The following is a 24,189-nucleotide window of genomic DNA, read 5'->3' as shown; positions in this document are numbered from 1 at the left end:
ATGATGCGCGTTATTACTCTGGCAGGCAGTCCTCGCTATCCTTCGCGGTCAACCGCGCTGCTGACCCTGTGCCAGCACGCGCTGGAGCAACGAGGCGCCGAGGTGATCCCCTGGAACCTGCATAACTTTCCTCCAGAGGATTTGCTTTACGCCCGCTTCGACTCGCCTGCGCTGCTGGCTTTAAAAGAGGATCTGGCTAATGCCGATGGGCTGATCGTCGCCACGCCTGTTTATAAAGCCTCTTTTTCCGGCGCGTTAAAAACCCTGCTCGACTTACTGCCGGAACGCGCACTGGAGCATAAAGTGGTGCTGCCGCTGGCGACCGGCGGCACCATCGCGCATATGCTGGCCGTGGACTATGCGCTAAAACCGGTGCTTAACGCGCTGAAGGCGCAGGAGGTGCTGCACGGCGTGTTTGCCGACGACAGCCAGATTAGCCATTACGATCGCCAGCCCGAACTTTCTCCCCTGCTTGCCGAACGCATTGCGGAATCACTCGACACCTTCTGGTATGCGCTGTCGCGTCGTCATCAGCGGCTGGCCGCAGCGGTATAAGGAAGCGCCCATGAGCCTGTTTACACGTTTTGTCTCGGCGCTGGCCTTCAGCGCGCTGTTCACTGGCGGCGCGCTGGCGGACGAGGCCGCGCCTGCCGCTTTCCGTATTGGCTATCAAAAAGGGTCGGTGAGCATGGCGCTGGCCCGCTCGCATCAGCTGCTGGAAAAGCGTTTCCCTCATACGCAGATTAAATGGATTGAGTTTCCGGCCGGCCCGCAAATGCTGGAAGCGCTGAATGTTAACAGCATCGATTTGGGCAGCACGGGCGACATTCCGCCAATCTTCGCCCAGGCGGCCGGTGCCGATCTGCTTTATGTCGGCTCAGAGCCGCCCAAGCCGCAATCTGAAGTGATCCTGGTAGCCAAAGACAGCCCGATTAGAAGCGTCGCCGAACTGAAAGGCCATAAGGTGGCTTTCCAGAAGGGCTCCAGCTCGCATAATTTACTGCTGCGCGCGCTGACCAAAGCCGGGCTGAAATTCAGTGATATTCAGCCTGCCTATCTGACGCCTGCCGATGCCCGCGCGGCTTTCCAGCAGGGCGATGTCGATGCCTGGGCTATCTGGGATCCCTACTATTCCGCCGCGCTGTTGCAGGGCGGCGTGCGGGTGCTGGCCGATGGCGACGGGCTGAACCTGACCGGTTCGTTTTATCTGGCGACCCGCCCCTTTGCTGAAGCCAACGGCGCTTTCGTGCAGCAGGTGCTGGAGACGTTCAGCAAGGCCGACGAGCTGACCCGCAGCGATCGCGAGCAGAGCATTGCCCTGCTTTCGCAAACTATCGGCCTGCCGAAACCGGTTATCGCCAGCTATCTCGATCACCGTCCGCCGACCGTTATCGGCCCGGTCAGCGAGAAAACCGTACAGGCCCAGCAGCATACCGCCGATCTCTTTTACGCTAACCATTTAATGCCGGTGAAAGTCGATATCGCCAGCCGTGTCTGGCATGTCGCCGCCGCTACGCAAGGAGTCCCACAATGAGCCTTTCCGTTTTCTGGTTTCTGCCCACGCATGGCGATGGTCACTATTTAGGCACGACGGAGGGCGCGCGTCCTGTCGACCACGCTTATCTGCAGCAAATTGCTCAGGCTGCCGATCGTCTGGGTTTTGGTGGTGTGCTGATCCCAACAGGGCGTTCCTGTGAGGATGCCTGGCTGGTGGCCGCGTCGCTGATCCCCGTGACGCAGCGCCTGCGTTTTCTGGTTGCGCTGCGTCCCGGCGTAATCTCCCCTACGCAGGCCGCGCGCCAGGCCGCCACGCTGGATAGGCTGTCAAACGGCCGTGCGCTGTTTAACCTGGTGACCGGCGGCGATGCGGAAGAGCTGGCGGGCGACGGCGTCTTTCTGGATCACCGTGAGCGCTATGTTGAGTCGGCGGAATTTACCCGCGTCTGGCGTCGCGTGCTGGAAGGCGAAACGGTGGATTACGAAGGCAAGCACGTGCACGTTCGCGGCGCCCGGCTGATGTTTCGGCCCGTGCAGCAGCCGCGTCCGCCGTTATGGTTTGGCGGCTCTTCCGAACCTGCTCAGGATCTGGCAGCGGAACAGGTCGATGTCTACCTGACATGGGGCGAACCGCCAGCGCAGGTCAAAGAGAAGATTGAGCAGGTGCGGGCGAAAGCGGCGGCCCAGGGCAGAACGGTGAAGTTCGGCATCCGCCTGCACGTTATCGTGCGGGAGACCAATGAAGAGGCCTGGAAAGCGGCAGATCGTCTGATTTCGCATCTGGATGACGCCACTATTGCTAAGGCGCAGGCCGCGCTGGCAAAAACCGATTCGGTCGGTCAGCACCGCATGGCCGCCCTGCACGGCGGACGTCGCGATAAGCTGGAGATTTCACCCAACCTGTGGGCGGGCGTCGGACTGGTACGCGGCGGCGCGGGCACCGCGCTGGTCGGCGATGGCGCTACCGTAGCGGCCAGGATGCAGGAGTATGCCGATCTGGGCATCGAGACGTTTATTTTGTCCGGCTATCCACATCTGGAAGAGGCCTATCGCGTCGGCGAGCTGCTGTTCCCGCATCTCGATTTGAACGTGCCGGAAGTGCCGCAGCCGAACAACATTACCGCGCACGGCGAAGCCGTAGCGCATGATTTCGCTCCACAAAAAGTGTCGCAGAGCTGAGGTGGCTATGAGCAAACCGCTTAATCGTATCGGCAATCAGCTGATCCCATGGGCACTGCCCATTGCGCTGGTGATCGTGTGGCAAATCGCCTCACAGACCGGCTGGCTTTCTACCCGTATTTTGCCTTCGCCAGAAGCCATAGTGATTACGTTCTGGAAGCTGTCGGCCAGTGGCGAGCTGTGGCAGCACCTGGCGATCAGCAGCTGGCGTGCGGCGGTCGGCTTCAGCATTGGCGGTTCCATCGGCCTGATCCTCGGCCTGATTACCGGCATGTCGCGCCTGGGCGAACGGCTGCTGGACACGTCGGTGCAAATGCTGCGTAACGTGCCGCACCTGGCGCTGATCCCGCTGGTGATCCTGTGGTTTGGCATTGACGAATCCGCCAAGATTTTTCTGGTGGCGCTGGGTACGCTGTTCCCTATTTATCTCAATACCTATCACGGCATCCGCAATATCGATCGCGGCCTGGTAGAGATGGCCCGCAGCTATGGCCTCTCCGGCTGGAGCCTGTTTATTCAGGTGGTGCTGCCGGGCGCGCTGCCCTCCATTATGGTCGGCGTGCGCTTTGCCCTGGGCCTGATGTGGCTGACGCTGATCGTGGCGGAAACCATTTCCGCCAACTCCGGCATCGGCTATCTGGCAATGAACGCGCGCGAATTTTTGCAGACCGATATCGTGGTGGTTGCCATTATCCTGTATGCCCTGCTCGGTAAACTGGCTGACGTCAGCGCGCTGTTACTGGAACGCGTCTGGTTGCGCTGGCATCCGGCTTATCAACTTAAAGAGGAAAACGCATGAGCGAGTTAACGTCTTCTCCAGCGCGTCTTAACGCCGGTACGCCTCTGATCGTTAACCGCGTCAGCAAGCAGTATCACGGCCGCTCCGTGCTGAATAACATCGATTTGCATATTCCTTCCGGCCAGTTTGTGGCGGTGGTCGGACGCAGCGGCTGCGGTAAAAGCACCCTGCTTCGCCTGCTGGCCGGGCTGGAAAAAAGCAGCGCCGGCGAGCTGCTGGCCGGTAGCGCGCCGCTGAGCGAAGCCAGAGACGATACCCGCCTGATGTTTCAGGATGCGCGCCTGCTGCCGTGGAAAAGCATTATCGATAACGTTGGCCTGGGATTGAAAGGCCGTGCCTGGAAAAGCGACGCGCTGGAGGCGCTGGCAGCCGTCGGCCTGGCGGAACGCGCCAACGAATGGCCTGCGGCGCTGTCCGGCGGGCAAAAGCAGCGTGTGGCGCTGGCCCGCGCGCTGATCCACCGGCCGGGTTTGCTGCTGCTGGATGAGCCTTTAGGCGCGCTGGATGCGCTGACGCGTATTGAAATGCAGGATCTGATCGAGTCGCTGTGGCAGCAGCATCATTTCACCGTGCTGCTGGTCACCCATGACGTCAGCGAAGCCGTGGCGATGGCTGACCGGGTGCTGCTGATTGAAGAAGGCAATATCGGGCTGGATTTGGTAATCGACCTGCCGCGCCCGCGCCGTAAAGGCTCCGTGCGGCTGGCAGAGCTGGAAGCGAAAGTGCTGGATCGCGTCATGAAACGCTCGCCGGTGGAAGAAGAAAAACGCTACGCGCAACGCTGATTTACGCCGTTGCTAAAAGAAAAAGCCCCGACTGTCGGGGCTTTTTGTCATTTACGCCGGACGATTAGTCCTGAAGCGCCTTGCTGATTTTTTCGTAAAGGTCGCCGGAAAGGTTCTCCAGTGCCTTTAACTTCTCAAGCGCGCCGCGCATCAGCGCCTGACGGGCTTCGTCGTAGCGTTTAAAGCGGATCAGCGGCTCAATGATGCGCGAGGCAACCTGAGGATTGCGCGTATTCAGATCGGTCAGGATCTCCACCAGGAACTGGTAACCGCTACCGTCAGCAGCGTGGAAGGCGGAAGGGTTAGCCGAGGCGAACGCGCCGATTAGCGAACGGATACGGTTTGGATTGCTTAGCGTAAAGGAACGATGGCTGAGCAGCGCGCGAACGCGGCTAAGTACGTCCGCAGCCGGGCTGGTGGCCTGCAAAGTAAACCACTTGTCCATCACCAGGCCATCTTTATGCCAGCGCTCGTCGAATTCGGCCAGCAGCGTTTCCCGGCACGGCAGCTGCGCGGCAACCGAGGCCGTCATCGCCGCCAGCGAGTCGGTCATATTGTTCGCCTGACGGAACTGGGCGGTAACCAGTTTCTCGGCCAGCCCTGTTTCGCCGAAGGCCAGGTAGTTGAGACAGGTATTTTTCAGCGCGCGCTTGCCGATATCGGCATGATCGATACGATATTCGTCCACACGATGCGCGTTGTAAACCGCCAGCCACTCATCCGCCAGCTCCGTAGCCAGCGTGCTCAGCAGCGCACGGCGCACTTCCGCAATGGCTACCGGATCGATTACCTCAAACAGCTCGGCAATTTCGTTTTCGCCAGGCAGCGTCAGGATCAGCGCCATCAATGCCGGATCGCTGTTTTCCTCCAGCAGCACGGCGCGGAAAGCATCGGCAACGTGCAGCGGCAGCGAAAGCGGCTGGCCCTGCTGGAAGCGGGCGACGTTCAGCCTGATATGGGTCGCCAGCAGACTTTGCGCGGCATCCCAACGTGAGAAATCGTTACGGGCATGGCGCATCAGGAAAGTCAGCTGCGCATCGCTCCAGTTGTAGTCCAGCTTCACCGGCGCGGAGAATTCACGCAGCAACGAGGGGATCGGCTGCTGATAAACCTCGTCGAACACAAAGCTCTGGAATTCTTCCGTCACGTTCAGCACATGATGAACCGGATGACCATTGTGCTGCAAAGGAATGACGTTGCCTTCACTGTCGTAAAGCTCGATATCCAGCGGAATATGCAGCGGCAGCTTGTTTTTCTGATCGGCCGTTGGCGGCGTCATTTGGGTAACGTGCAGCGTGTACTGTTGTAGCTCGGCGTTATAGTCATCGCGTACGGAAAGCACCGGCGTGCCGGACTGGCTGTACCAGCGGCGGAACTGGGAAAGATCGACGTTGGAAGCATCCTCCATCGCCTGCACAAAATCGTCGCAGGTCGCTGCGCTGCCGTCGTGGCGCTCGAAGTAAAGCTGCATGCCTTTCTGGAAATTCGCCTCGCCCAGCAGGGTGTGCAGCATACGAATAACTTCAGACCCTTTTTCATACACGGTCAGCGTATAGAAGTTGTTCATCTCGATCACCTGCTCAGGGCGGATCGGATGCGCCATTGGGCTGGCGTCTTCGGCAAACTGCGCGCCGCGCATCACGCGCACGTTATCGATACGATTGACCGCGCGAGAGCCGAGATCGGAACTGAATTCCTGATCGCGGAATACGGTCAGGCCCTCTTTCAGGCTAAGCTGGAACCAGTCGCGGCAGGTGACGCGGTTGCCCGTCCAGTTGTGGAAATATTCGTGGCCGATCACCGCCTCAATGCCCAGATAGTCTTTATCCGTCGCCGTTTCCGCTTTCGCCAGCACGTACTTAGAGTTAAAGACGTTCAGGCCTTTATTTTCCATCGCGCCCATGTTGAAGAAGTCGACGGCGACGATCATAAAGATATCCAGATCGTATTCCAGGCCGAAACGCTGCTCGTCCCACTTCATGCTGTTTTTCAGCGAGGTCATTGCCCAGTCGGCGCGATCGAGGTTGCCGCGATCCACGAAGATCTCCAGCGCAACATCCCGGCCGGAGCGCGTTTTAAAGCTGTCGCGCAGCACGTCAAAGTCGCCTGCCACCAGCGCAAACAGGTAGCACGGCTTTGGAAAAGGATCTTCCCATTTTACCCAGTGACGTCCGTTTTCCGCTTCGCCGCCGGCTATCCGGTTGCCGTTTGACAGCAGATACGGATAAAGCTGTTGTTCCGCGATGATGGTCGTGGTGAAGCGAGCCAGCACGTCAGGCCGATCCAGATACCAGGTGATATGGCGGAAGCCTTCGGCCTCGCACTGGGTACAAAGCGCCTCGCCCGATTTATACAGGCCTTCCAGCGCGCTGTTTTTATCCGGATGAATATCGTTGACAATTTTCATCGTGAATGACTCCGGCAGGCCGGAAACTATCAGCGCGCCCTCTTCCAGCGCGTAATCCGTCCAGGGCCGATCGTCAATCTCCAGCGAGACCAGCGTCAGATCTTCCCCATCCAGACGCAGCGACGCATCAGCCTGGCCCAAACGCTTTACGCGGCTGACGGCCGTCACACGGGTGGTTGCGGCATCCAGTTCAAACGTCAGATCGATGTCGGTAATGGTGTAATCCGGCGCACGATAATCATGGCGATTTTTGGCTTGTGGCAGTTGCGTCATAAGTGCTTCTCATGTCGATAATTAGTTAACTTTGCAAGTCTATTCCGCTTCCTGCAATGTTGCCATGGAGAATCGCGTCGGGCGGTCGGAATTGCTGTTAAAAGCTACATCCTCTTAACAATCGCACGGATTGCCCTCGACCTGCCGGATCGAATTGTGCTGTGATCGGGTTCAATAAATGAGTATTCAAGTTATACTCCTGCGTCATTACTATTTTTTAAACCAGGGATAACGCTCTTCGCCAGAGGATGCTGAAACGCACCATGACACGACATGCTTCCCCGATACTGACCACGCTGCTGGATACGGACGCCTATAAGCTGCATATGCAGCAGGCGGTATTTCATCGCTATCAGAACGTTTCCGTAGTGGCTGAGTTTCGCTGCCGTGGCGACGATCTGCTTGGCATCTACGCTGAGGAAATCGCTCAACAGGTGACCCTGATGCAGTCGCTGGCGCTCAGCGACGAAGAGAGCCGCTATCTTGCCGGACTGCCGTTTTTCAGCGCGGATTATCTGCAGTGGCTGAAACAATTCCGCTATGACCCTGCTCAGGTGCGCATCCGCAATCATCAGGGCAAGCTGGATATCCGCATCGCCGGCCCGTGGCGGGAGGTGATTATGTGGGAGGTGCCGCTGCTGGCGCTGATCAGCGAAGTGGTGCACCGCCACCGCTCGCCGCTGGTCGTCCCCGCGATGGCCGTCGAGCGTCTGCAAAGCAAGCTGCTTGACTTCGGCAAGCTGACGGCAGATTTGGATATGTCCCGCTTTAAGCTGATGGACTTCGGTACGCGCCGCCGTTTCTCCCGCGATGTGCAGCTGGCGATTGTCAGCACGCTAAAAGCCGATTTCCCCTGGCTGGTCGGCTCCAGCAACTACGATGTTGCCCGGCAGCTACAGCTCGCGCCGGTGGGCACACAGGCGCATGAATGGTTCCAGGCACATCAGCAGATCAGCCCTGTTCTGGCCAACAGCCAGCGCGCCGCCTTGCAGGCCTGGCTGGAGGAGTATCCGAACCGTCTGGGTATCGCGCTGACCGACTGCATCACCATGGACGCTTTCCTGCGTGATTTCGGCCTGAATTTCGCCAGCAGCTATCAGGGACTGCGCCATGACTCCGGCGATCCCGTGGAATGGGGTGAAAAAGCCATCGCGCATTACGAAAAGCTCGGCATCGATCCGCAGGAAAAAACGCTGGTCTTTTCAGACAATCTCGATTTGCCAAAAGCGGTGGAGCTTTATCGCCACTTTGGCCAGCGCATCGAGGTTATTTTCGGTATCGGCACGCGGCTGACCTGCGATATCCCTCAGGTAAAACCGCTGAATATCGTCATTAAGCTGGTGGAGTGCAACGGCAAACCGGTCGCCAAACTCTCCGACAGCCCCGGCAAAACCATTTGCCAGGATAAAGCTTTTGTTCGCGCCCTGCGCAAGGCGTTCGATCTGCCGCTGGTGAAAAAAGCCAGCTAGGCTGCCTACAGAGAGAAAGGCGCCCTGCCTTTCCCTCTTTCTGATTGCCTTTCGTTAAGAAATCTCCTGCCTCGCAACGAATTCTTCTTGTGTCTCATCTTCTGGCAAGTAACATAGCATTGCCCCGGTTTCGGGTAATTTTAATTCTGATGAAAAGAGAGACTTATATGAGCGTTGTGCCTGTAGCGGATGTACTGCAAGGCCGGATCGCGGTTGACAGCGAAGTCACCGTTCGCGGCTGGGTGCGTACCCGAAGAGATTCAAAAGCCGGTATTTCCTTTATCGCCGTCTACGACGGTTCCTGCTTTAATCCTGTCCAGGCCGTCGTTAATAATTCTCTGAATAATTACCAGGAAGAAGTGCTGCGCCTGACCACCGGCTGTTCCGTGGCAATCACCGGAAAAGTCGTGGCCTCGCCAGGCCAGGGCCAGAGCTTTGAGATCCAGGCCAGCGCGGTGGAAGTCGTGGGCTGGGTCGACGATCCGGACACCTATCCGATGGCGGCCAAGCGTCACAGCATCGAGTATCTGCGTGAAGTGGCGCATTTGCGTCCGCGCACTAACCTGATCGGCGCCGTCGCGCGCGTTCGCCATACGCTGGCGCAGGCGCTGCATCGCTTCTTTGACGAGCAGGGGTTTTTCTGGGTCTCCACCCCGCTGATCACCGCTTCCGATACGGAAGGCGCTGGTGAAATGTTCCGCGTCTCCACGCTCGATATGGAAAACCTGCCGCGTACGCCGGAAGGCAAAGTCAATTACGATGAAGATTTCTTCGGTAAAGAGGCGTTCCTGACCGTTTCCGGCCAGCTTAACGGTGAAACCTACGCCAGCGCGATTTCCAAAATCTACACCTTCGGCCCGACTTTCCGCGCTGAAAACTCCAATACCAGCCGTCACCTGGCGGAATTCTGGATGCTGGAGCCGGAAGTGGCCTTCGCCGATCTGGAAGATAACGCCGCGCTGGCTGAAGCCATGCTGAAGTACGTCTTTAAGGCCGTCCTGGCCGAACGTGCCGACGATATGGCTTTCTTTGCCGAACGCGTAGACAAAGAAGCGATTACTCGCCTGGAGCAATTTGTTACTACCGATTTTGCGCAGGTGGATTACACCGATGCTATCGAGATCCTGAAAGCCTGCGGCGAGAAGTTTGAAAACGCCGTCTCCTGGGGTATCGATCTCTCGTCCGAGCACGAGCGCTACCTGGCGGAGAAACATTTTAAAGCGCCGGTCGTAGTGAAAAACTACCCGAAAGACATCAAGGCGTTCTATATGCGCCTGAACGACGATGGCAAAACCGTGGCGGCGATGGACGTTCTGGCGCCGGGCATTGGTGAAATCATCGGCGGTTCGCAGCGTGAAGAGCGTCTGGACGTGCTGGACGCGCGTCTGGCGGAGATGGGGCTGAACAAAGAAGACTACTGGTGGTATCGCGATCTGCGCCGCTACGGCACCGTGCCTCATTCCGGCTTCGGCTTAGGTTTTGAGCGCCTGATCGCCTACGTTACCGGCGTGCAAAATGTCAGGGACGTCATCGCCTTCCCAAGGACGCCGCGCAACGCCAGCTTCTGATTTTTGCATTAAATATAAGAAATTCATATATATAACTAAGGCCAGCCTCGCTGGCCTTTTTTTATTTTTGTAAATTTAGATATAGTTCACAAAGTTCCGTTTTATTTACATATAGAAACACAAATTTTCTTCCTGTAACCAGAATAGGATATTAGTAGCATTTTCGAGGTAGATTAACCGCACCGCGAATGGAAAGATGCGTGCAGATACAGGAAGACACCAAACTCTCATCGTAGTTCTGTAAAGAATTATTGACGGCAGTGGCAGGTGTCCAGATAACTCCAATGAGGGTAATAAATAATGATGAAGCGCAATATTCTGGCACTGGTTATCCCAGCCCTGTTAGCCGCTGGTGCAGCCAATGCAGCAGAAATCTATAACAAAGACGGCAATAAGCTGGACCTCTATGGGAAAGCAGTTGGTTTGCACTATTTCTCTGATAACGACGGCAACGATGGCGACCAGAGCTACGTGCGTTTTGGTTTCAAAGGTGAAACCCAGATTAACGATATGCTCACCGGCTACGGCCAGTGGGAATACAACATCCAGGCAAACAATTCTGAAGGCGGCTCCGACGCGCAGGACGGCAACAAAACCCGTCTGGGCTTCGCTGGTCTGAAATTCGCTGAGTACGGCTCTATCGATTACGGCCGTAACTACAGCCTGCTGTACGATCCAATGGGCTGGACCGATATGCTGCCAGAGTTCGGCGGCGACTCTGCCTATAGCGACCTGGGCATCCTGGGCGGCCGTACGACTGGCGTGCTGACCTACCGCAACACCAACTTCTTTGGTCTGGTTGACGGCTGGAACTTTGCCGTACAGTATCAGGGTAAAAACGAGCGTGAAGACGACATTCGCCGCGCTAACGGAGACGGTTACGCAGTCTCTACCAGCTATACCGCGCCAATCGGTGTAGGCGTGTCTGCAGCTTATGGTTCTTATGACCGTACCGATGCGCAGGCAGCTGGCGTGCGTACCGTGACTAACCCGAATAACTCCGCTGAATCCGTCACCATCAATAGCGGCGCGGGTAAACGTGCTGAAGCATGGGCTACCGCGCTGAAATATGACGCTAACAGCGTTTACCTGGCAGCGATGTACGGTGAAACCCGTAACGCCACGCCAATTTCTTACAGCGGCAATTTTAGCGACGCTGACAGCACTTCCTGGTCTGCTAACTCTTTCGCTAACAAGGCTCAGAACATTGAGCTGGTTGCGCAGTATCAGTTTGACTTCGGTCTGCGTCCATCCCTGGCCTACGTGCAGTCTAAAGGCAAGGATATCGAAGGCGTTGGCGATGCTGACCTGATCAAATATGTTGATGTGGGCGCAACCTACTACTTCAACAAAAACATGTCTACTTACGTTGACTACCAGATCAACCTGCTGGATGACAACAATCCACTGGGTCTGAACACCGACGACACCGTGGCTGTAGGTCTGGTTTACCAGTTCTAATCAAGCAACAAATCGTCTGGCGGGGCTTCGGCCCCGCTTTTTTATTGTCTGCACCTTCGCTTTTCTCTGCCTGCCCTTATTCCCTTCCTGACTTGCCCGTGCTGCTAAATAAAACCTGTCGCTTCCCTATGTAATTTCTTTTTCCGTTTCATAAAAATTCGAGCCATGCCGCAGCGTTCCTGAAAAATTTCCAAAAGTGTTTGTTAGCCACGCGTGAACATGAAAAAATCAGTCTGGATTTAGCTTAAGGAGAGCCAATATGGATATGGACAGCCCTCTTCTGCTAACGCTGTCAAACCACAGCAACCAGCAGGAAAAAAAAGAAACCGAGACGGAAGCGCGCTTTACCCGTATCGAAATGCATATCGCCTGGCTCAGACATGACGTTAACGATATCAGAAACGAGCTCCATGATATTCGTGGGGAAATAAAGGATGTACGCGGCGAGATAAAGGACGTGCGCGGTGAGATACAGGACGTACGCGGTGAGATACAGGACGTACGCGGTGAGATGAAAGATATCCGCAAAGATATGCAGACTGATTTTCGCCTGATGTTTAGCGCGCTGATCGGCGTTGCGCTGGGCCTGGCCTACATTATGGCCAGAGGTTTTCATTGGCTATAGGCCCCGTACGCCAGGAAAGCGGCCGCGCTTATTTTACCTTTACAGGTGTTTATAGCAGCTGGCTGCCGCTACCTTTATCCAGGGCATTCTTTCACTGTTTTTAGCGCAAACGGTTGGCATTTTTATCATAGTGGCGGTACCCTGAATTCTCATTTCGTTTCAGGTTATAACGGACTTTCATTATGTTTGAACGCATTGCAGCTGCACCCGCAGATCCTATCCTTGGCTTAGCCGACCTTTATCGTGCGGACGACCGTCCTGACAAAATTAACCTTGGCATTGGCGTTTATAAGGACGAAACCGGCAAAACGCCGGTGCTGACCAGCGTGAAAAAAGCCGAGCAGTATCTGCTGGAAAATGAAACGACCAAAAATTATTTGAGCATTGATGGCCTGGCCGATTTTGGCAAATGTACGCAGGCGCTGCTGTTTGGCAAAGATAACGCCATCCTGCGTGACAAACGTGCGCGTACAGCGCAAACGCCTGGCGGTACGGGCGCGCTGCGCGTAGCGGCGGATTTTATTGCCGCGCAAACCGGCGCCAGGCGCGTTTGGGTCAGCAATCCTAGCTGGCCTAATCATAAAAATGTGTTTCAGTCCGCCGGACTGGAAGTCTGTGAATATCAGTATTACGATGCGGCCAGCCATTCGCTGGATTTCGACGGAATGCTGAACGCGCTGCGTGAAGCGCAGGCGGGCGATATTGTGCTGTTCCACGGCTGCTGCCATAACCCTACCGGCATCGATCCTACGGCCGCACAGTGGCAGGAGCTTGCCGAGATGTCGCTGGCGAAAGGCTGGCTGCCGCTGTTCGACTTTGCCTATCAGGGCTTTGCGCGTGGGCTGGAAGAAGATGCAGAGGGCCTGCGCATTTTTGCTGCCGGACACCAGGAGCTGATTGTCGCCAGTTCTTATTCGAAGAACTTCGGGCTTTATAATGAGCGCGTAGGCGCGTTCACGCTGGTCGCCAGCGCGGCCGATATTGCCGACACGGCCTTTAGCCAGGTTAAAGCTACCATCCGCGCAAACTACTCTAATCCGCCTGCGCATGGCGCGGCGGTCGTCGCCACTATCCTGGGCAACGATGCGCTGCGTACCCTATGGGAGCAGGAGTTGACCGATATGCGCCAGCGCATCCACCGTATGCGTCAGCTGTTTGTTAATACCCTGCAGGAAAAAGGGGCGAAAGGCGACTTCAGCTTTATTATCAACCAGAACGGTATGTTCTCTTTTAGCGGCCTGACCAAAGATCAGGTGATTAGACTGCGGGAAGAGTTTGGCGTTTATGCGGTCAATTCAGGCCGGGTTAACGTAGCGGGAATGACGCCGGACAATATGGCGCCGCTGTGCGAAGCGATTGCCGCCGTGCTGTAAGTGCACATAAAGCGGATGCGAAATATTTTATCCGTCACGCAATAAAAAAGCCTGCATTACGCAGGCTTTTTTATACGGCAGCTTTATTGCAGAAAAGGATTGGAAATCCGCTCTCTGCCCAGCGTCGAGCTGGGGCCGTGGCCGGGTAAAAAGGTGACGTCATCGCCAAGCGGCAGCAGCTTGTTTTTGATCGCGGCAATCAGGTCGCTATGGCTGCCCTGAGGGAAATCGGTACGTCCCACGCCGCCGCTGAAGATCACATCGCCGGAGATCAGCAGGCGAGAAGCCCGATCAAAAAATACGATATGACCCGGCGTATGGCCCGGACAGAGCAGAACCTCAAGCGAGATATCGCCCACGTGCACAACCTCACCCTCTTCCAGCCAGCGATCGGGCGTTAACGGCGCACATTCAGGAAAACCAAACATCTGGCTCTGCATCGGCAGCCCTTCCAGCCAGAACGCATCTGCTTTATGCGGCCCAACAACCGGTACGGCATAAAAAGCAGCCAGTTCAGCCGCCGCGCCTACGTGGTCCAGATGGCCATGCGTCAGCAGAATTTGCGTAACTGTTACGCCCTTTGCCGTCGTCTGCGCTTTAATTTTTTCCGCGTCGCCGCCAGGATCGACAATGGCGGCCTGCAGCGTCACCGGACACCAGATCAAAGAGCAGTTCTGCGAAAAGGCCGTTACCGGAATAGTTTGATAATTCATAAGGCTCCATTAATTCCGGTCAGCCCGGATTTTCTTACCAGTGCCTTGCCGGCCCGGTATCAATATGCACAAAGTTGCTTTTAGGATAGTATCCTACACCCCCTGCCCGCATGGAAAGAGCCGCTTTGCGTATATTGCTGAGGGCGATCCCCTCAATATGAAAATCCATTGCCTGGCCCAGCGTATGATAGCTGTGCTTAGCTACGCCGGTGCTGCTGCCGCGTTCGCGCAGCGAGTTGTTGGTCGCCAGCGTACGGTAACCGGAAATCAGCTGTACGGGCTTGCGCGTATCCAACAGCGCCTGGAGCCGATACAGCTGATCGAAAAGATGTGGATCGATGCTTTTGATCCTGTTGGCGCGATAATCACGAAAAAAATGGTTAAGGCGCGTTAACTCATCCTTGTCATAGCTTTTCCCGTTGAAAAACTCGGTTTTAAGGCTTTCTCCGGTATGTAAATTATTCAGCGTCAGAATGCGAGGACGTGAGGTGGAAAGCGAAGCGAAAGCCTGTCCAGGAAGCAGCGACAGGCCTAGTGCCGCGCCGCCCAGGGCCAGTAATTGTCGGCGATGAGAGTCGAATTTATCCATTAATCTGTGTTACCCGGCTAAAAAAGTTCTGAAACGGTGGAAACGTTCACCGCCCGGAACCATAACCGGGTAGAAATGTGGCGTCAACCGACGAAACGTGACGGATACGGCAATTCCTGGAGAGGCTGCCGTACCCGTCAGGCAGGCTGGCCGCAGGCCAACATCAGAAAACCTGAAGAATCAACCACTAGAGTAATAATTGACCAGCTTTCGCCAATACCTGCGCCCCGGAGCGCGCCGTCAGGTCATAATTGTAAATATCTGTACGATATTGCGTACGTCCGTCGTCAGCGACCCAGGCGGTCAGGTAATACAGATTGACCGGAATGTGATGACGCACCGGCACATAACGGGTATCACCCTGCTTCAGCGTGCTGGAGATACGCGAATCATTCCAGCCCGCATCCTGTAACAGCAGATTAGCCAAATCAGACGCCTTGTTTACCCTGACGCAGCCGGAACTCAGCGCCCTGATATCCTTCTGGAAAAGATTGTGGTTAGGCGTATCGTGCAGATAGATAGCGTCCGAGCTTGGCATATTAAATTTATAACGACCCAGCGAGTTCGTTGCCCCTGGCGCCTGACGGATACGATACGGGAACGAAGCTGCCGAAACCATCCGCCAGTCAATCATGGAAGGATCGATCACTTCAGCATCGCTGCTCCAGCCGGAAAGCAGCGTGTAGTTGTGCTTGTACAGGTAGCTCGGATCCTGCTTCACCTTCGGGATAATATCTTTGCGCACCAGCGTGGTGGGTACATTCCATGGCGGATTAAGCACCACGTTGTTTAAGGCACTGCGCATGAGCGGCGTTTTACGATCCGGACGGCCTACGATAACGCGGGAATCCAGGATCTGATTGCCATTCAGATAATATTTCAGCGAGTAGTTAGCAATATTCACCATGATGCCGTTATGCATATCATCCGGCAGCAGCCTTAGCCGCTGAATGTTCAGCGCCAGCAGCGAGGCCCGCAGCTGCGGAGAAACGTTTAGCCATTCACGCGTTCTTGGCCCGATAACGCCATCGGCCTCCAGGCCCTGCCAGCGCTGAAAGCGTTTCACACCCGCCACCAAATCTTCAGAATAGATATGGGCAGGATTACTGAGCGTACCACTTTCTACGTGGCCGGCCTGCTCCGGCGTATTCGCCTGCGGAGTTTGCTCAGCGGGAGAGGCCGAAGGGCTAACCGCGATTTCTTCATCTACGAAGGAAGCCGGGACCGGCGTGGTCGGCACCGCATCGTCATCAGGTTTTGGCGTATCGCTGCCGGGCGTCAGCATATTGGTGCGCTGCAAAATTTCTCTCAGCGCAGGCACATCGTCGCTCAGCTGCCCAGGGCGCAGGCTTTGTCTGTCGGTCAGCTGCGGCCAGGCGCGGTTGTCCGCCAGCAAATCTTTTAACGCCTGGTGCATTAAAGGATACTGTGGATGCTGCGGCGCCAAAGAGGCGACAAAAGCATGCGTGGCGCCATGCTCAATTGCCCGCTGCCACTGGTTAATCACCGATAAGGCAGGAACTTCCAGCTTGTAGGGGACATTGCTGTAAAGCCAGGTTTCGCCTTTAGCCGGCACCGTCGAAGCGAATTGCAGATAGCCAAGCATAGCGTCGGAAAGCACGACGTCTCGTTCCAAACCTGTTACCGCAGGATCGGTTAATAATTTAACCCACTGCGTGAACTGCGGCTGTACGCCGGAAATCGCGACTTCCGCCAGCTGCTGCTGAAACTGCTGCACGGCCTGGCGATCCTGCCACAGAGGCTGCATATGCTGCGTAGCATATAACGATGCCAGCGTTTTAAGATAAAAAGGCCGGTAGCCGTTAGTAAACAGCGATTGTAGCTTTACCTGCGCCTGCGAAGCGGAAACGGCGGCCGAATGCGGCATGGCCGCAGCGGCGGGTACGGCTTGCCCCAGCGCTAACGCCAGGCAGCAGGCCAGGCTAAGCTTTGCAAAATGAGTTCCTGTCAGCAACATCCCTTGCCTCCTGTAGCGGGTCTGAACGATCGACGCCTGAATAATGTTATTAGTATAGAAAAGAAAACGGCGCGCGTATGCAGCGGCGCGCCTGAGAGAGTAATTCGGCGGCACGGATTTTGCTATACGTGCCGCCGATTATTTTGTGCTGTTCGACTCAGGAGGAGAGTTCGGCAGGCTCTGCCGAAATATTGGCAGGCTCGGCCGCGAAGCCGCGCAGGCCAACCACGTGAACGTGCTCGCTGTTGTTGATAACCTTACGCACCAGCTTATAGGTCGTGCCTTTCTCCGGGCTGATATTCTCCGGCGCGGCAATAATCAGCTGCATTTCAAGGCGATCGCACAGTTCAAAAAGCGTGGCGATAGATTTGGCATCCAGACGCGCCGCCTCATCCAGGAACAGCAGGCGGCAAGGCGATATATCTTTACCGCGCAGGCGGCGAGACTCTTCTTCCCAGCTTTGCACTACCATCACCAGAATCGACATCCCGGTGCCGATCGCCTCGCCCGTCGACAGCGCCCCGCTTTCCGCGCGCAGCCAGCCATCGGAACCGCGGTTAACCTCCACTTCCATAGAAAGGTAGTTGCGGTAGTCCAGCAGCTCTTCGCCGATAGTTTGCGGCGTGCGCTGTCCCATATCGATCTGCGGATTCAGGCGCTGATAGAGCTTCGCCAGCGCTTCGGAGAAGGTCAGACGCTGGCTCTTGAACAGATCCTGATGCTGTTCGTGCTGCTCTGAAAGCACGTCCAGCAGCGTGGCGTGCGTTTCCCGCACGTTGACGTTCAGCCGCACGCTGTGTACCTGACCAAAGCTGACGCTCTGCAAGCCCTGGTTCAGCTGGCGGATACGGTTCTGCTCGCGCTGGATGGTTTTGCGAATGATGTTCGCCACGCTGCGCGAGCTGATAGCCAGCATCTGCTCACGAGCGGTCAGCTCTTCGCTCAGACGGCTCAGCTCAATTTCCATCTGCTCGATCGCTTCTACCGGATCGTCCGTGCGGATAATATCCTGACGGATACGCTCGCGCAGATGCTGATAAACGGCGATAAAGAACTCAATTTTACGCTCAGGCCGCTTAGGATCTTCCGACTGGCGCAGGATATCACGCAGGTGCTCGTTATCGGCGACCGCCAGACGCAGCGCGCCCAGCGCCTTATCCGACATGGAGCGCAGCTCGTCGCCGCCCAGATAGGCCAGCTCGCGGCGATGCAGACGACGTTCGACGCCGTTATCTTTCACCATGCGCAGAACGGCGACCCAACCGGCTTTGGCGCTGACCACCTGTTCGCGGCTCTGGTGATAATCACGCTCGACGCGCTTCAGTTTTTTCTGCAGCGCGTCCATTTCCGCTTCACAGAAGGTCAGCTGTTTTTCCAGCTGGTTGCGGCGGCTGCGGTTATTGCTCAGCGCCGTATAAAGCTCGTCGCGACGCAGCCGCGCGCGCTCTTCCGCGCTGGCATCCGCCTGCACGCCGATAGCCTGCATTTCCTGCTGTAGCTCCTTCAGCATATCTCGCTTGGCATCATACGAGCTTTTCAGCGAGGCGAGCACCTGGCTGTATTGCGTCAGCTGCGCCTGATGGTTTCTCAGCTGCTCGCGCGCACGCGCACGTTCGGCCTCTGCCTGCTCAAGACGACGACGCAGCTTCTCGTTGAGGTCGCTGTTGCCGTCAAGCATTCCGGCCGAGTCCGCATAGTTGAAATGCGCGCGTCGCTGCACCACTTCGGTGATGGCGAAAGCCTGCTGACGCGCATCGCGCTGCGCCTGCTGCGCCTGCTGATAATCCAGCTTGAGCTGCTCATGCTGTTCCGGGTCGCTTTGCAGCACCGCCACCAGCGGCTCCAGCTTAGCGAGGGCGGCACCGTGCTGCTGCAGGAAGCGTGCGGCTTCCTGCGCTTCGTCCAGGCGCGCCAGCAGCTCTTCGTGACGATCCTGGAGCGTTTCGTCCAGCAGCAGGCTAACGCGCGGCATCAGTCGGTTAAGCTGAGCGACACCCTCTTTCGCCTGGTCAAACTGCTGGCGCTGCTGCTGGTTTTCGCTTTCATGTGAGCTGATGGCGCGCTCAAGCTCGCCGCGGCGGCCATTCAGCTGACGAATTTCCGCTTCCGGATCCGGCTCGAAGGCCACGCCCAGATGGCCGCCGATAAAGCGGCTGAACGCCTGATGCAGGCGCTGCGTTTTCTGCACGTCGAAGGAGAGCGTGGCGTAGCGTTCCGCCAGCGTTTCGCGCTCGGCACGCAGCAGCTCCAGCTGGTTTTCACGGGCGGCGCGGCCAAACAGCGGGACTTTCGGAAAGCGGGAATAGCGCCACTGACGATCGCCCGCTTTGACCACGACCGCTTTTTGTAACTCTTCAACATTGAAGACGCTGTCGTCGAACGACTGCGGATCCCCTTCGATCAGATACAGATCTTCCGGGCACTCTTCCAGCCCGTCCAGCTGTTCACGCACCAGCGACAGATCCGGCACCACGATAGCGTGGCGCGCAGGGCCGTACAGCGCGGAGAAGTAAGGCGCGTCCTCAATGGTGACGTCATCATAAATTTCAGAAAGCAGCACGCCGCCGAAACGCTCGGCCAGCTGGTTCAGTCGCGCATCTTCCGATCCGCCCGGCTGGCTCAGCCGATCGATCTGGCTTTCCACCTCGCGTTTGCGGCTGGCGACTTCATCACGCTCAACGGTGGTTTCACGCTCGCGCTCCAGCAGGCGCTGCATATGCTCGGTTACCTGCTGGCCGTTTTCCAGCGCCTCGCCGGTCTGCTCGCGCAGCTGGGTTAAAATTTCCTGCGCGTTCAGCCACTGCGGCGCCTGTCGCGTCAGGCGGGCGATACGTTCACGCACCTGCTCCAGCTCCTGGCGCATCGCCAGACGTCGTTCGCCAGCGTCGGCAACGCTCTCGCCAAGCTGCTCAATGCGCGCTTCCAGCTCATACTGCAATGCTTCCAGCTCTTCTGGCGCGTACTGCTGACCGTGCTTTTTGCAGAACTCGTTCAGCAACCGCTCGGCTTCCTGCTGCTCGCGCAGCCGCTGCTCCATCTCTGAAAGACGCGAGCGCAGCGACTGGAGCTGATCGGCGTGATAGCGCTGATTGCCGGCGTCGCGCAGCAGCTCGCGGCCGGTCTGCCAGGCTTCGCTGCGGCTCACCGGCCCGGCAATACGCGTCACCAGCTCAAACGCCTGCTCGAACTGGCTGTGCGCGGCCTGCGCCACGCTCATTTTCTGCTCCAGCATCAGCAGCCTGTCCGTGGCTTCCTGCTCTTTCGCCCGGAAGGTTTCCTGCCATTCCTGAGCGTTCTCAATAGTCAGCTCGCGGATCTGGCAAATTTCCTGAGCGCGCTGTAAGGCCGCCAGCGCCTGCTGGTATTGAATAGCGCGCGTTTGCTGTACATCCAGCGCCTGCTGATAGTCGGCCAGCTGGCTTTTCAGCTCGTCCACTTCCAGCTCGGCGGCTTCCGCCCGCGCTTCGTTTTCTTCATGGACTTCGCGCGCTTCAGCAACGACCTCGTTCTGCTCTTCCAGACGATAGGTCAGCTCATCGATATCGCCTTCGTAACGCTCGATTTTTTCCTGCTGGCGCATGGCGGTCTGCACCAGGTTAAGGTGATCGCTGGCGCTCTGGTAATCCGTTTCCAGATCGCTTTCCGCCCCGCTATGCTCCGCCAGCTCGCGCGCCATTTCTACATGGCGATACTGCTCGGCGGCCAGCTGTTTACGGCTGCCGAAAAGCTCGCTGCGCTGCAGCATGGCGCCGTCCAGATGAACGCGGCGCTCGTTGGCGTGGCGCATATAGTCGGCGGCCACGTAGCTGGTCGCTTCTGAGATAAGATGCTTAAAGAGATCGCGATCGGACTGCGTTACGCGGATCGCTTCCAGCGTCATCCGGTTTTCACGCAGCGCCGCTTCCATATCCTGGAAAGCCTTACGCACGCCGCCGTTTTCCGGCAGCAGGTAGTCACGCAGTGAGCGCGTAATGGCGCTGGAGATGCCGCCGTACAGCGACGCCTCGATCAGGCGGTAGTATTTGCTGCGATCCGCCGCAGAGCGCAGACGACGCGCCACAATGCCCAGATCGAACATCATCGAGTGGTATTCAGTAATGGAGTTGTACTGCTTGAACTGCACGCTCTCCATCGCTTCGAACTTCTCTTTCAGCTCGCTGAGCGGCAGCACGCGAGCCTGACGAGCGTTAACCGTTTCGGTCAGGATCTCCGTCGGGTTAATGGACGTCGGCAGGCCGTGAATACTGAACGGTCTGATATCCACTTTGCGGTCGCGGCCGGCGATTTGCTGCAGGCGCACGCCGACGATAACGCGCTGGTGCACCGAGTTAACCACGTCCAGCGCCGCATAGCAGACGCCCGGCTTGAGCTTGCCGTGCAGGCCTTTGTCGCGCGAGCCGGAGGTCGCGCCCGCTTCCGTAGTGTTACGAAAGTGCAGCAGCGTCAGATCGGGGATCAGCGCGGTAACGAAAGCGGCCATCGTGGTCGATTTCCCCGCGCCGTTACCGCCGGACAGCGTGGTAACCAGTTCGTCAAGATCGAAGGTTCGGGCAAAAAAGCCGTTCCAGTTAACCAGCGTTAGCGAGCGAAATTTTCCGCGTTCAATCATTCTTCTTCCTCCGCCTGGCCGGCGTCGTTACCCTGCTCTTCTTCGTTCTGGCGGGCCTGGCCGCTTTCCGTAAACATTGCCTCGCCGTCTCTGATCATTCTCAGCTGCGCTTCGCGAGGATCGTCCCCGCTACGCACGTCGGCGCCAAAGCGGAACACGGATTCGGTGATGCGGAACTTGCTGCTGTCATGGCCCATAAACCACACCATGCCCAGACGACGCAGGCGGCTTAAGGAGGCGCGCATTTTTTCATGCAGCTTCTGACGGTCCAGATCCGAACCGGTTGAGCGCTGGTTTACCAGCTTAAGCAGCTTGCTTTCATCCGCCAGCGTCAGCAGTTCGTCGTACAGCTCCTGCTGGGTGAAGATGCCTTCATTGGCCAGCCGCTCGGGGCTGAGGTAAAGCCAGCACAGGACTTTGCCCACCATCATATCCAGTTCGGAAAGCACCGAACGCGCAATCAGCGTGGTAGAGCGCGGACGCAGATAGAAAAAGCCTTCCGGCGCGCGGATCAGCTCCACGTTATAGCGCAGATAAAACTCTTCCAGATATTCCTGGTAATCCATCAGAAAAGCGTGGTTGTCCAGCTCCTCAATACCGATATGGCGGCCCGCGCGCAGCTGGCTGTCGAGCGCAGGAAATAACGGATTAGCCAGCGCCATCGCCAGCTTAACCGGCATCACTTGTTCAATATTTATCGATGACATGCGCCTGTACCTTGGCTCCGTAATCATTAATGGCCTGCCACTCGGCGGGCAGACCGGAAAAATCAGCTTCGGCGACGCCTAAACGCACGGCCTGGTCGACCACGATCCTTGCCACGTCAAAATGGCGGGCGCGGGGATATTGCGCCAGATAGTCGCGCATCACCACGCCCAGATTCAGCGGTTTTTGCTGGGCTTTATAGATGGCCAATGCCTCTTCGATCATGGCGGCCAGCTGCTCGCGAATTTCGCTCAGCTCTTCGTATTCCAGTTCGGCAGGCAGTTCGCCCATCACCTCTTCGTTACGCAGCGTCAGCTCTTCGTCACGCACGTCAAACAGGCGTTCGGCATTGGCATAGGTCAGCGCCCACGGCGCGTCGAAATAGTTTTGCAGCGACTGACGCAGGCGCTGAGCGAAGACGCGGTTTTTATCCATATCAATCGCGGTACGGATAAATTTATGCACGTGGCGGTCGTAGCCAATCCAGAGATCGATGGCCTGCTGGCCCCAGCTGATAATGCGGTCAAGCTTGTTTTGCAGATCGAACACCAGCTTGTCGATAAAGCCGAGGTCGGGACTGCCCAGAGTGGCGTCCTGGATCCGCAGCAGGTTGGCCTGCAGCTTGTCGCCTGCGGCTTCCAGCGTATCCTGCAGTTCGCGCAGCGTGCCGGAGGTTTCATTCAGCAGCATCTCGCAGCTTTCAATCGCCGCGCGCCAGTCTTTGTTGAGCAGCTGCGCGATATCGTCTTTCACCGCCTGCTGCTGCTCATCCATAATGCGCTGGGTGATATCGATGCTGTCAAAAATCTCGGCGACGGAATATTTTAGCGGCGCGAAGACGTTGCGGTGCCAGTGAAAGTCATCGCCGTCTTCATCCGCCGCATCCGCCGCGCGCTTCAGTTCGCTTGCCACGATAGAAAGCTGCATGGAGAGCCGCAGCGTAGAAAACTCACGCTGGCGAATGTAGTAATCGGTGATGCCGATCGCGAGCGGCGTCAGGCGGTAAATGGCCTGCCCTTCAGCCTGTTCGCTGGTAAAGCGATTAAGCAAACGCTGCCGCACCATGTCGTTGATAGCGTTGTTGGCGCGGACGCTGACGGTTTCGCTGGTCTGTTCAAATCCTTCGCTGACGTGACGGAAGGCGTCCGTAAGTTCGCCTTCGCTCATCTCGCCATCCATGCGCTCGCCGTTAAGCGTGGCGACCGCCAGCAAAAAAGCCAGACGTTCGGTAGGCAACGAGACGGAAAAATCATTTTTTCGCGCCCAGGCAACCAGCTCCGGTACTGTCTGGGAAAATTCACTCATGCTTCGTCCTTTATGGGCTTCCGCGCTGTTACGTGGATATAGCGACCCAAACTTAAAAATGGCTCCTGGCGGCAAAAGCGCTTTTCCAGCGCCAGGATCTCGTCAAATCGTTCTGTTTGCTTGTGCTTATCGCGCATATAGTCGTGAAAAACGCGCACGCCGGCTTTGCTTTCGACGGTGAAGCCGATCTCCGCCAGCCAGCGATAGACCTGCTCCGGGTCGCGCGGATAGTCCGGCGACAGGGTTTTACGTTTGCGCTTGCGCAAATCGGCCTGCATATAGCCAAAGTTGCCCAGCACCAGCGTCTGCATCATCAGCCCGTTGAGGTTGTAAAACATCAGCGAGAGCACGCCGCCGGGCGCCAGCGTATCGTAAAGCGCGGCCAGCACCGCTTCCGGCTCGGCAACCCATTCAAGCACAGCGTGAAACAATACCAGATCGACAGGCTGAACCAAATGCTGACCGACTTCCTGCGCGCTGATTTGTCTGAATTCCATGTGGTCGCTCACACCTTGCTGGCTGGCGTTAAGGCGCGCGCGCTGCAGCATTTCTTCGGATAAATCGCATAGCAGAACCTGATGGCCAAGGCTCGCCAGCCCACAGCTGATTTGGCCTTCGCCGCCGCCCGCATCCAGCACGCTCAGCGGCCTTTGCGGCAGCGTCGCCAGAATCGCCTCCAGCTCCTGCCAGGCGATGGCCTGGCGAATGCGGCCTTTGGTGGTGCCGTAGATATTCTGCGAAAATTTTTCCGCGATATCATCAAAGTTGCGATCCTGCATAAGCGGGCTCCGGGCTGGGCAAAAGGGTGAATCCGGCGGCTATTTTGGCATACACTGAGGGAGAATGAACCTTTC

At 57.1% G+C, this 24,189-nt stretch carries 18 protein-coding genes; 10 read left to right on the top strand and 8 right to left on the bottom strand.

Going from position 1 to position 24,189, the window contains the following annotated elements:
- Window positions 1-3 precede the first annotated feature (3 nt).
- The 5 genes from ssuE to ssuB are packed head-to-tail and all read left to right on the top strand — an operon-like array spanning window position 4 to window position 4,260.
- A complete protein-coding gene (ssuE, locus tag ACA373_RS01075) occupies window positions 4-555 on the top strand; it encodes an NADPH-dependent FMN reductase (RefSeq protein WP_253454684.1) in 552 nt (183 codons plus the stop codon).
- A 10-nt stretch (window positions 556-565) separates the two neighbouring features.
- Window positions 566-1,534 (top strand): sulfonate ABC transporter substrate-binding protein, encoded by a 969-nt coding sequence (locus ACA373_RS01070; RefSeq protein ID WP_369894888.1) that lies wholly within the window; start codon window positions 566-568, stop codon window positions 1,532-1,534.
- Complete coding sequence (ssuD, locus tag ACA373_RS01065; protein WP_253454686.1) at window positions 1,531-2,676, top strand: FMNH2-dependent alkanesulfonate monooxygenase; 1,146 nt, start codon at window positions 1,531-1,533, stop codon at window positions 2,674-2,676. Before ACA373_RS01070 ends, ssuD begins: the two co-directional genes overlap by 4 nt.
- Window positions 2,677-2,683: 7 nt before the next feature.
- Window positions 2,684-3,475, top strand: coding sequence for an aliphatic sulfonate ABC transporter permease SsuC (ssuC, locus tag ACA373_RS01060; RefSeq protein ID WP_253454687.1), 792 nt, complete (start codon window positions 2,684-2,686; stop codon window positions 3,473-3,475).
- Window positions 3,472-4,260: an aliphatic sulfonates ABC transporter ATP-binding protein gene (gene ssuB, locus ACA373_RS01055; RefSeq protein WP_370733880.1), complete on the top strand. Its 789-nt coding sequence runs from the start codon at window positions 3,472-3,474 to the stop codon at window positions 4,258-4,260. The genes ssuC and ssuB overlap by 4 nt, the downstream gene beginning before the upstream one ends.
- Before the next feature lie 64 nt (window positions 4,261-4,324).
- Here ssuB and pepN read toward each other — a convergent pair whose 3' ends face one another.
- On the bottom strand, window positions 4,325-6,940 hold the full coding sequence (pepN, locus tag ACA373_RS01050) for an aminopeptidase N (protein ID WP_253454689.1): 2,616 nt from the start codon (window positions 6,938-6,940) through the stop codon (window positions 4,325-4,327).
- A gap of 263 nt (window positions 6,941-7,203) precedes the next feature.
- On the opposite strand from pepN, the gene pncB reads away from it, so the two are divergent.
- From pncB to ACA373_RS01025, 5 genes are all read left to right on the top strand, one after another.
- Window positions 7,204-8,409: a nicotinate phosphoribosyltransferase gene (gene pncB / locus ACA373_RS01045; RefSeq protein ID WP_253454690.1), complete on the top strand. Its 1,206-nt coding sequence runs from the start codon at window positions 7,204-7,206 to the stop codon at window positions 8,407-8,409.
- Window positions 8,410-8,576: 167 nt separating this feature from the next.
- Window positions 8,577-9,977 carry an asparagine--tRNA ligase gene (gene asnS, locus ACA373_RS01040; RefSeq protein ID WP_253454691.1) on the top strand — a complete coding sequence of 467 codons (1,401 nt, stop codon included), beginning with the start codon at window positions 8,577-8,579 and terminating at the stop codon, window positions 9,975-9,977.
- 300 nt (window positions 9,978-10,277) lie between these two features.
- On the top strand, window positions 10,278-11,438 hold the full coding sequence (gene ompF, locus ACA373_RS01035) for a porin OmpF (protein WP_301729766.1): 1,161 nt from the start codon (window positions 10,278-10,280) through the stop codon (window positions 11,436-11,438).
- Between the two features lie 259 nt (window positions 11,439-11,697).
- Window positions 11,698-12,063, top strand: a complete 366-nt coding sequence (locus ACA373_RS01030) for a hypothetical protein (RefSeq protein WP_301251205.1) — start codon at window positions 11,698-11,700, stop codon at window positions 12,061-12,063.
- Between the two features lie 182 nt (window positions 12,064-12,245).
- Window positions 12,246-13,436 carry an amino acid aminotransferase gene (locus ACA373_RS01025; protein WP_301251206.1) on the top strand — a complete coding sequence of 397 codons (1,191 nt, stop codon included), beginning with the start codon at window positions 12,246-12,248 and terminating at the stop codon, window positions 13,434-13,436.
- Window positions 13,437-13,519: 83 nt separating this feature from the next.
- On the opposite strand, the gene ACA373_RS01020 is transcribed toward ACA373_RS01025, so the two are convergent.
- The 7 genes from ACA373_RS01020 to cmoM form a co-directional block, all read right to left on the bottom strand.
- Window positions 13,520-14,149, bottom strand: coding sequence for an MBL fold metallo-hydrolase (locus ACA373_RS01020; RefSeq protein WP_301251207.1), 630 nt, complete (start codon window positions 14,147-14,149; stop codon window positions 13,520-13,522).
- A 34-nt stretch (window positions 14,150-14,183) separates the two neighbouring features.
- Window positions 14,184-14,738 carry a YcbK family protein gene (locus tag ACA373_RS01015; RefSeq protein ID WP_253454695.1) on the bottom strand — a complete coding sequence of 185 codons (555 nt, stop codon included), beginning with the start codon at window positions 14,736-14,738 and terminating at the stop codon, window positions 14,184-14,186.
- A 187-nt stretch (window positions 14,739-14,925) separates the two neighbouring features.
- Complete coding sequence (ldtD, locus tag ACA373_RS01010) at window positions 14,926-16,716, bottom strand: L,D-transpeptidase (protein WP_301251209.1); 1,791 nt, start codon at window positions 16,714-16,716, stop codon at window positions 14,926-14,928.
- A 157-nt stretch (window positions 16,717-16,873) separates the two neighbouring features.
- Window positions 16,874-21,325, bottom strand: coding sequence for a chromosome partition protein MukB (gene mukB, locus ACA373_RS01005; RefSeq protein ID WP_370733879.1), 4,452 nt, complete (start codon window positions 21,323-21,325; stop codon window positions 16,874-16,876).
- Window positions 21,322-22,032, bottom strand: a complete 711-nt coding sequence (gene mukE / locus ACA373_RS01000) for a chromosome partition protein MukE (protein ID WP_125288712.1) — start codon at window positions 22,030-22,032, stop codon at window positions 21,322-21,324. Before mukE ends, mukB begins: the two co-directional genes overlap by 4 nt.
- The gene (gene mukF / locus ACA373_RS00995; RefSeq protein ID WP_125288713.1) at window positions 22,013-23,335 is read right to left on the bottom strand and encodes a chromosome partition protein MukF; all 1,323 of its coding nucleotides are present in this window, start codon (window positions 23,333-23,335) and stop codon (window positions 22,013-22,015) included. The genes mukE and mukF overlap by 20 nt, the downstream gene beginning before the upstream one ends.
- Window positions 23,332-24,114 carry a tRNA uridine 5-oxyacetic acid(34) methyltransferase CmoM gene (cmoM, locus tag ACA373_RS00990; protein WP_253454699.1) on the bottom strand — a complete coding sequence of 261 codons (783 nt, stop codon included), beginning with the start codon at window positions 24,112-24,114 and terminating at the stop codon, window positions 23,332-23,334. The genes mukF and cmoM overlap by 4 nt, the downstream gene beginning before the upstream one ends.
- Between the last annotated feature and the right edge of the window lie 75 nt (window positions 24,115-24,189).

It is taken from the genome of Erwinia sp. STN24 (assembly GCF_041320675.1).
In the GTDB taxonomy this organism is placed as follows: domain Bacteria; phylum Pseudomonadota; class Gammaproteobacteria; order Enterobacterales; family Enterobacteriaceae; genus Erwinia; species Erwinia aeris.
The sequence above is the reverse complement of the archived record's forward strand: the minus strand, read 5'-3'. Positions and strand labels throughout refer to the sequence as shown.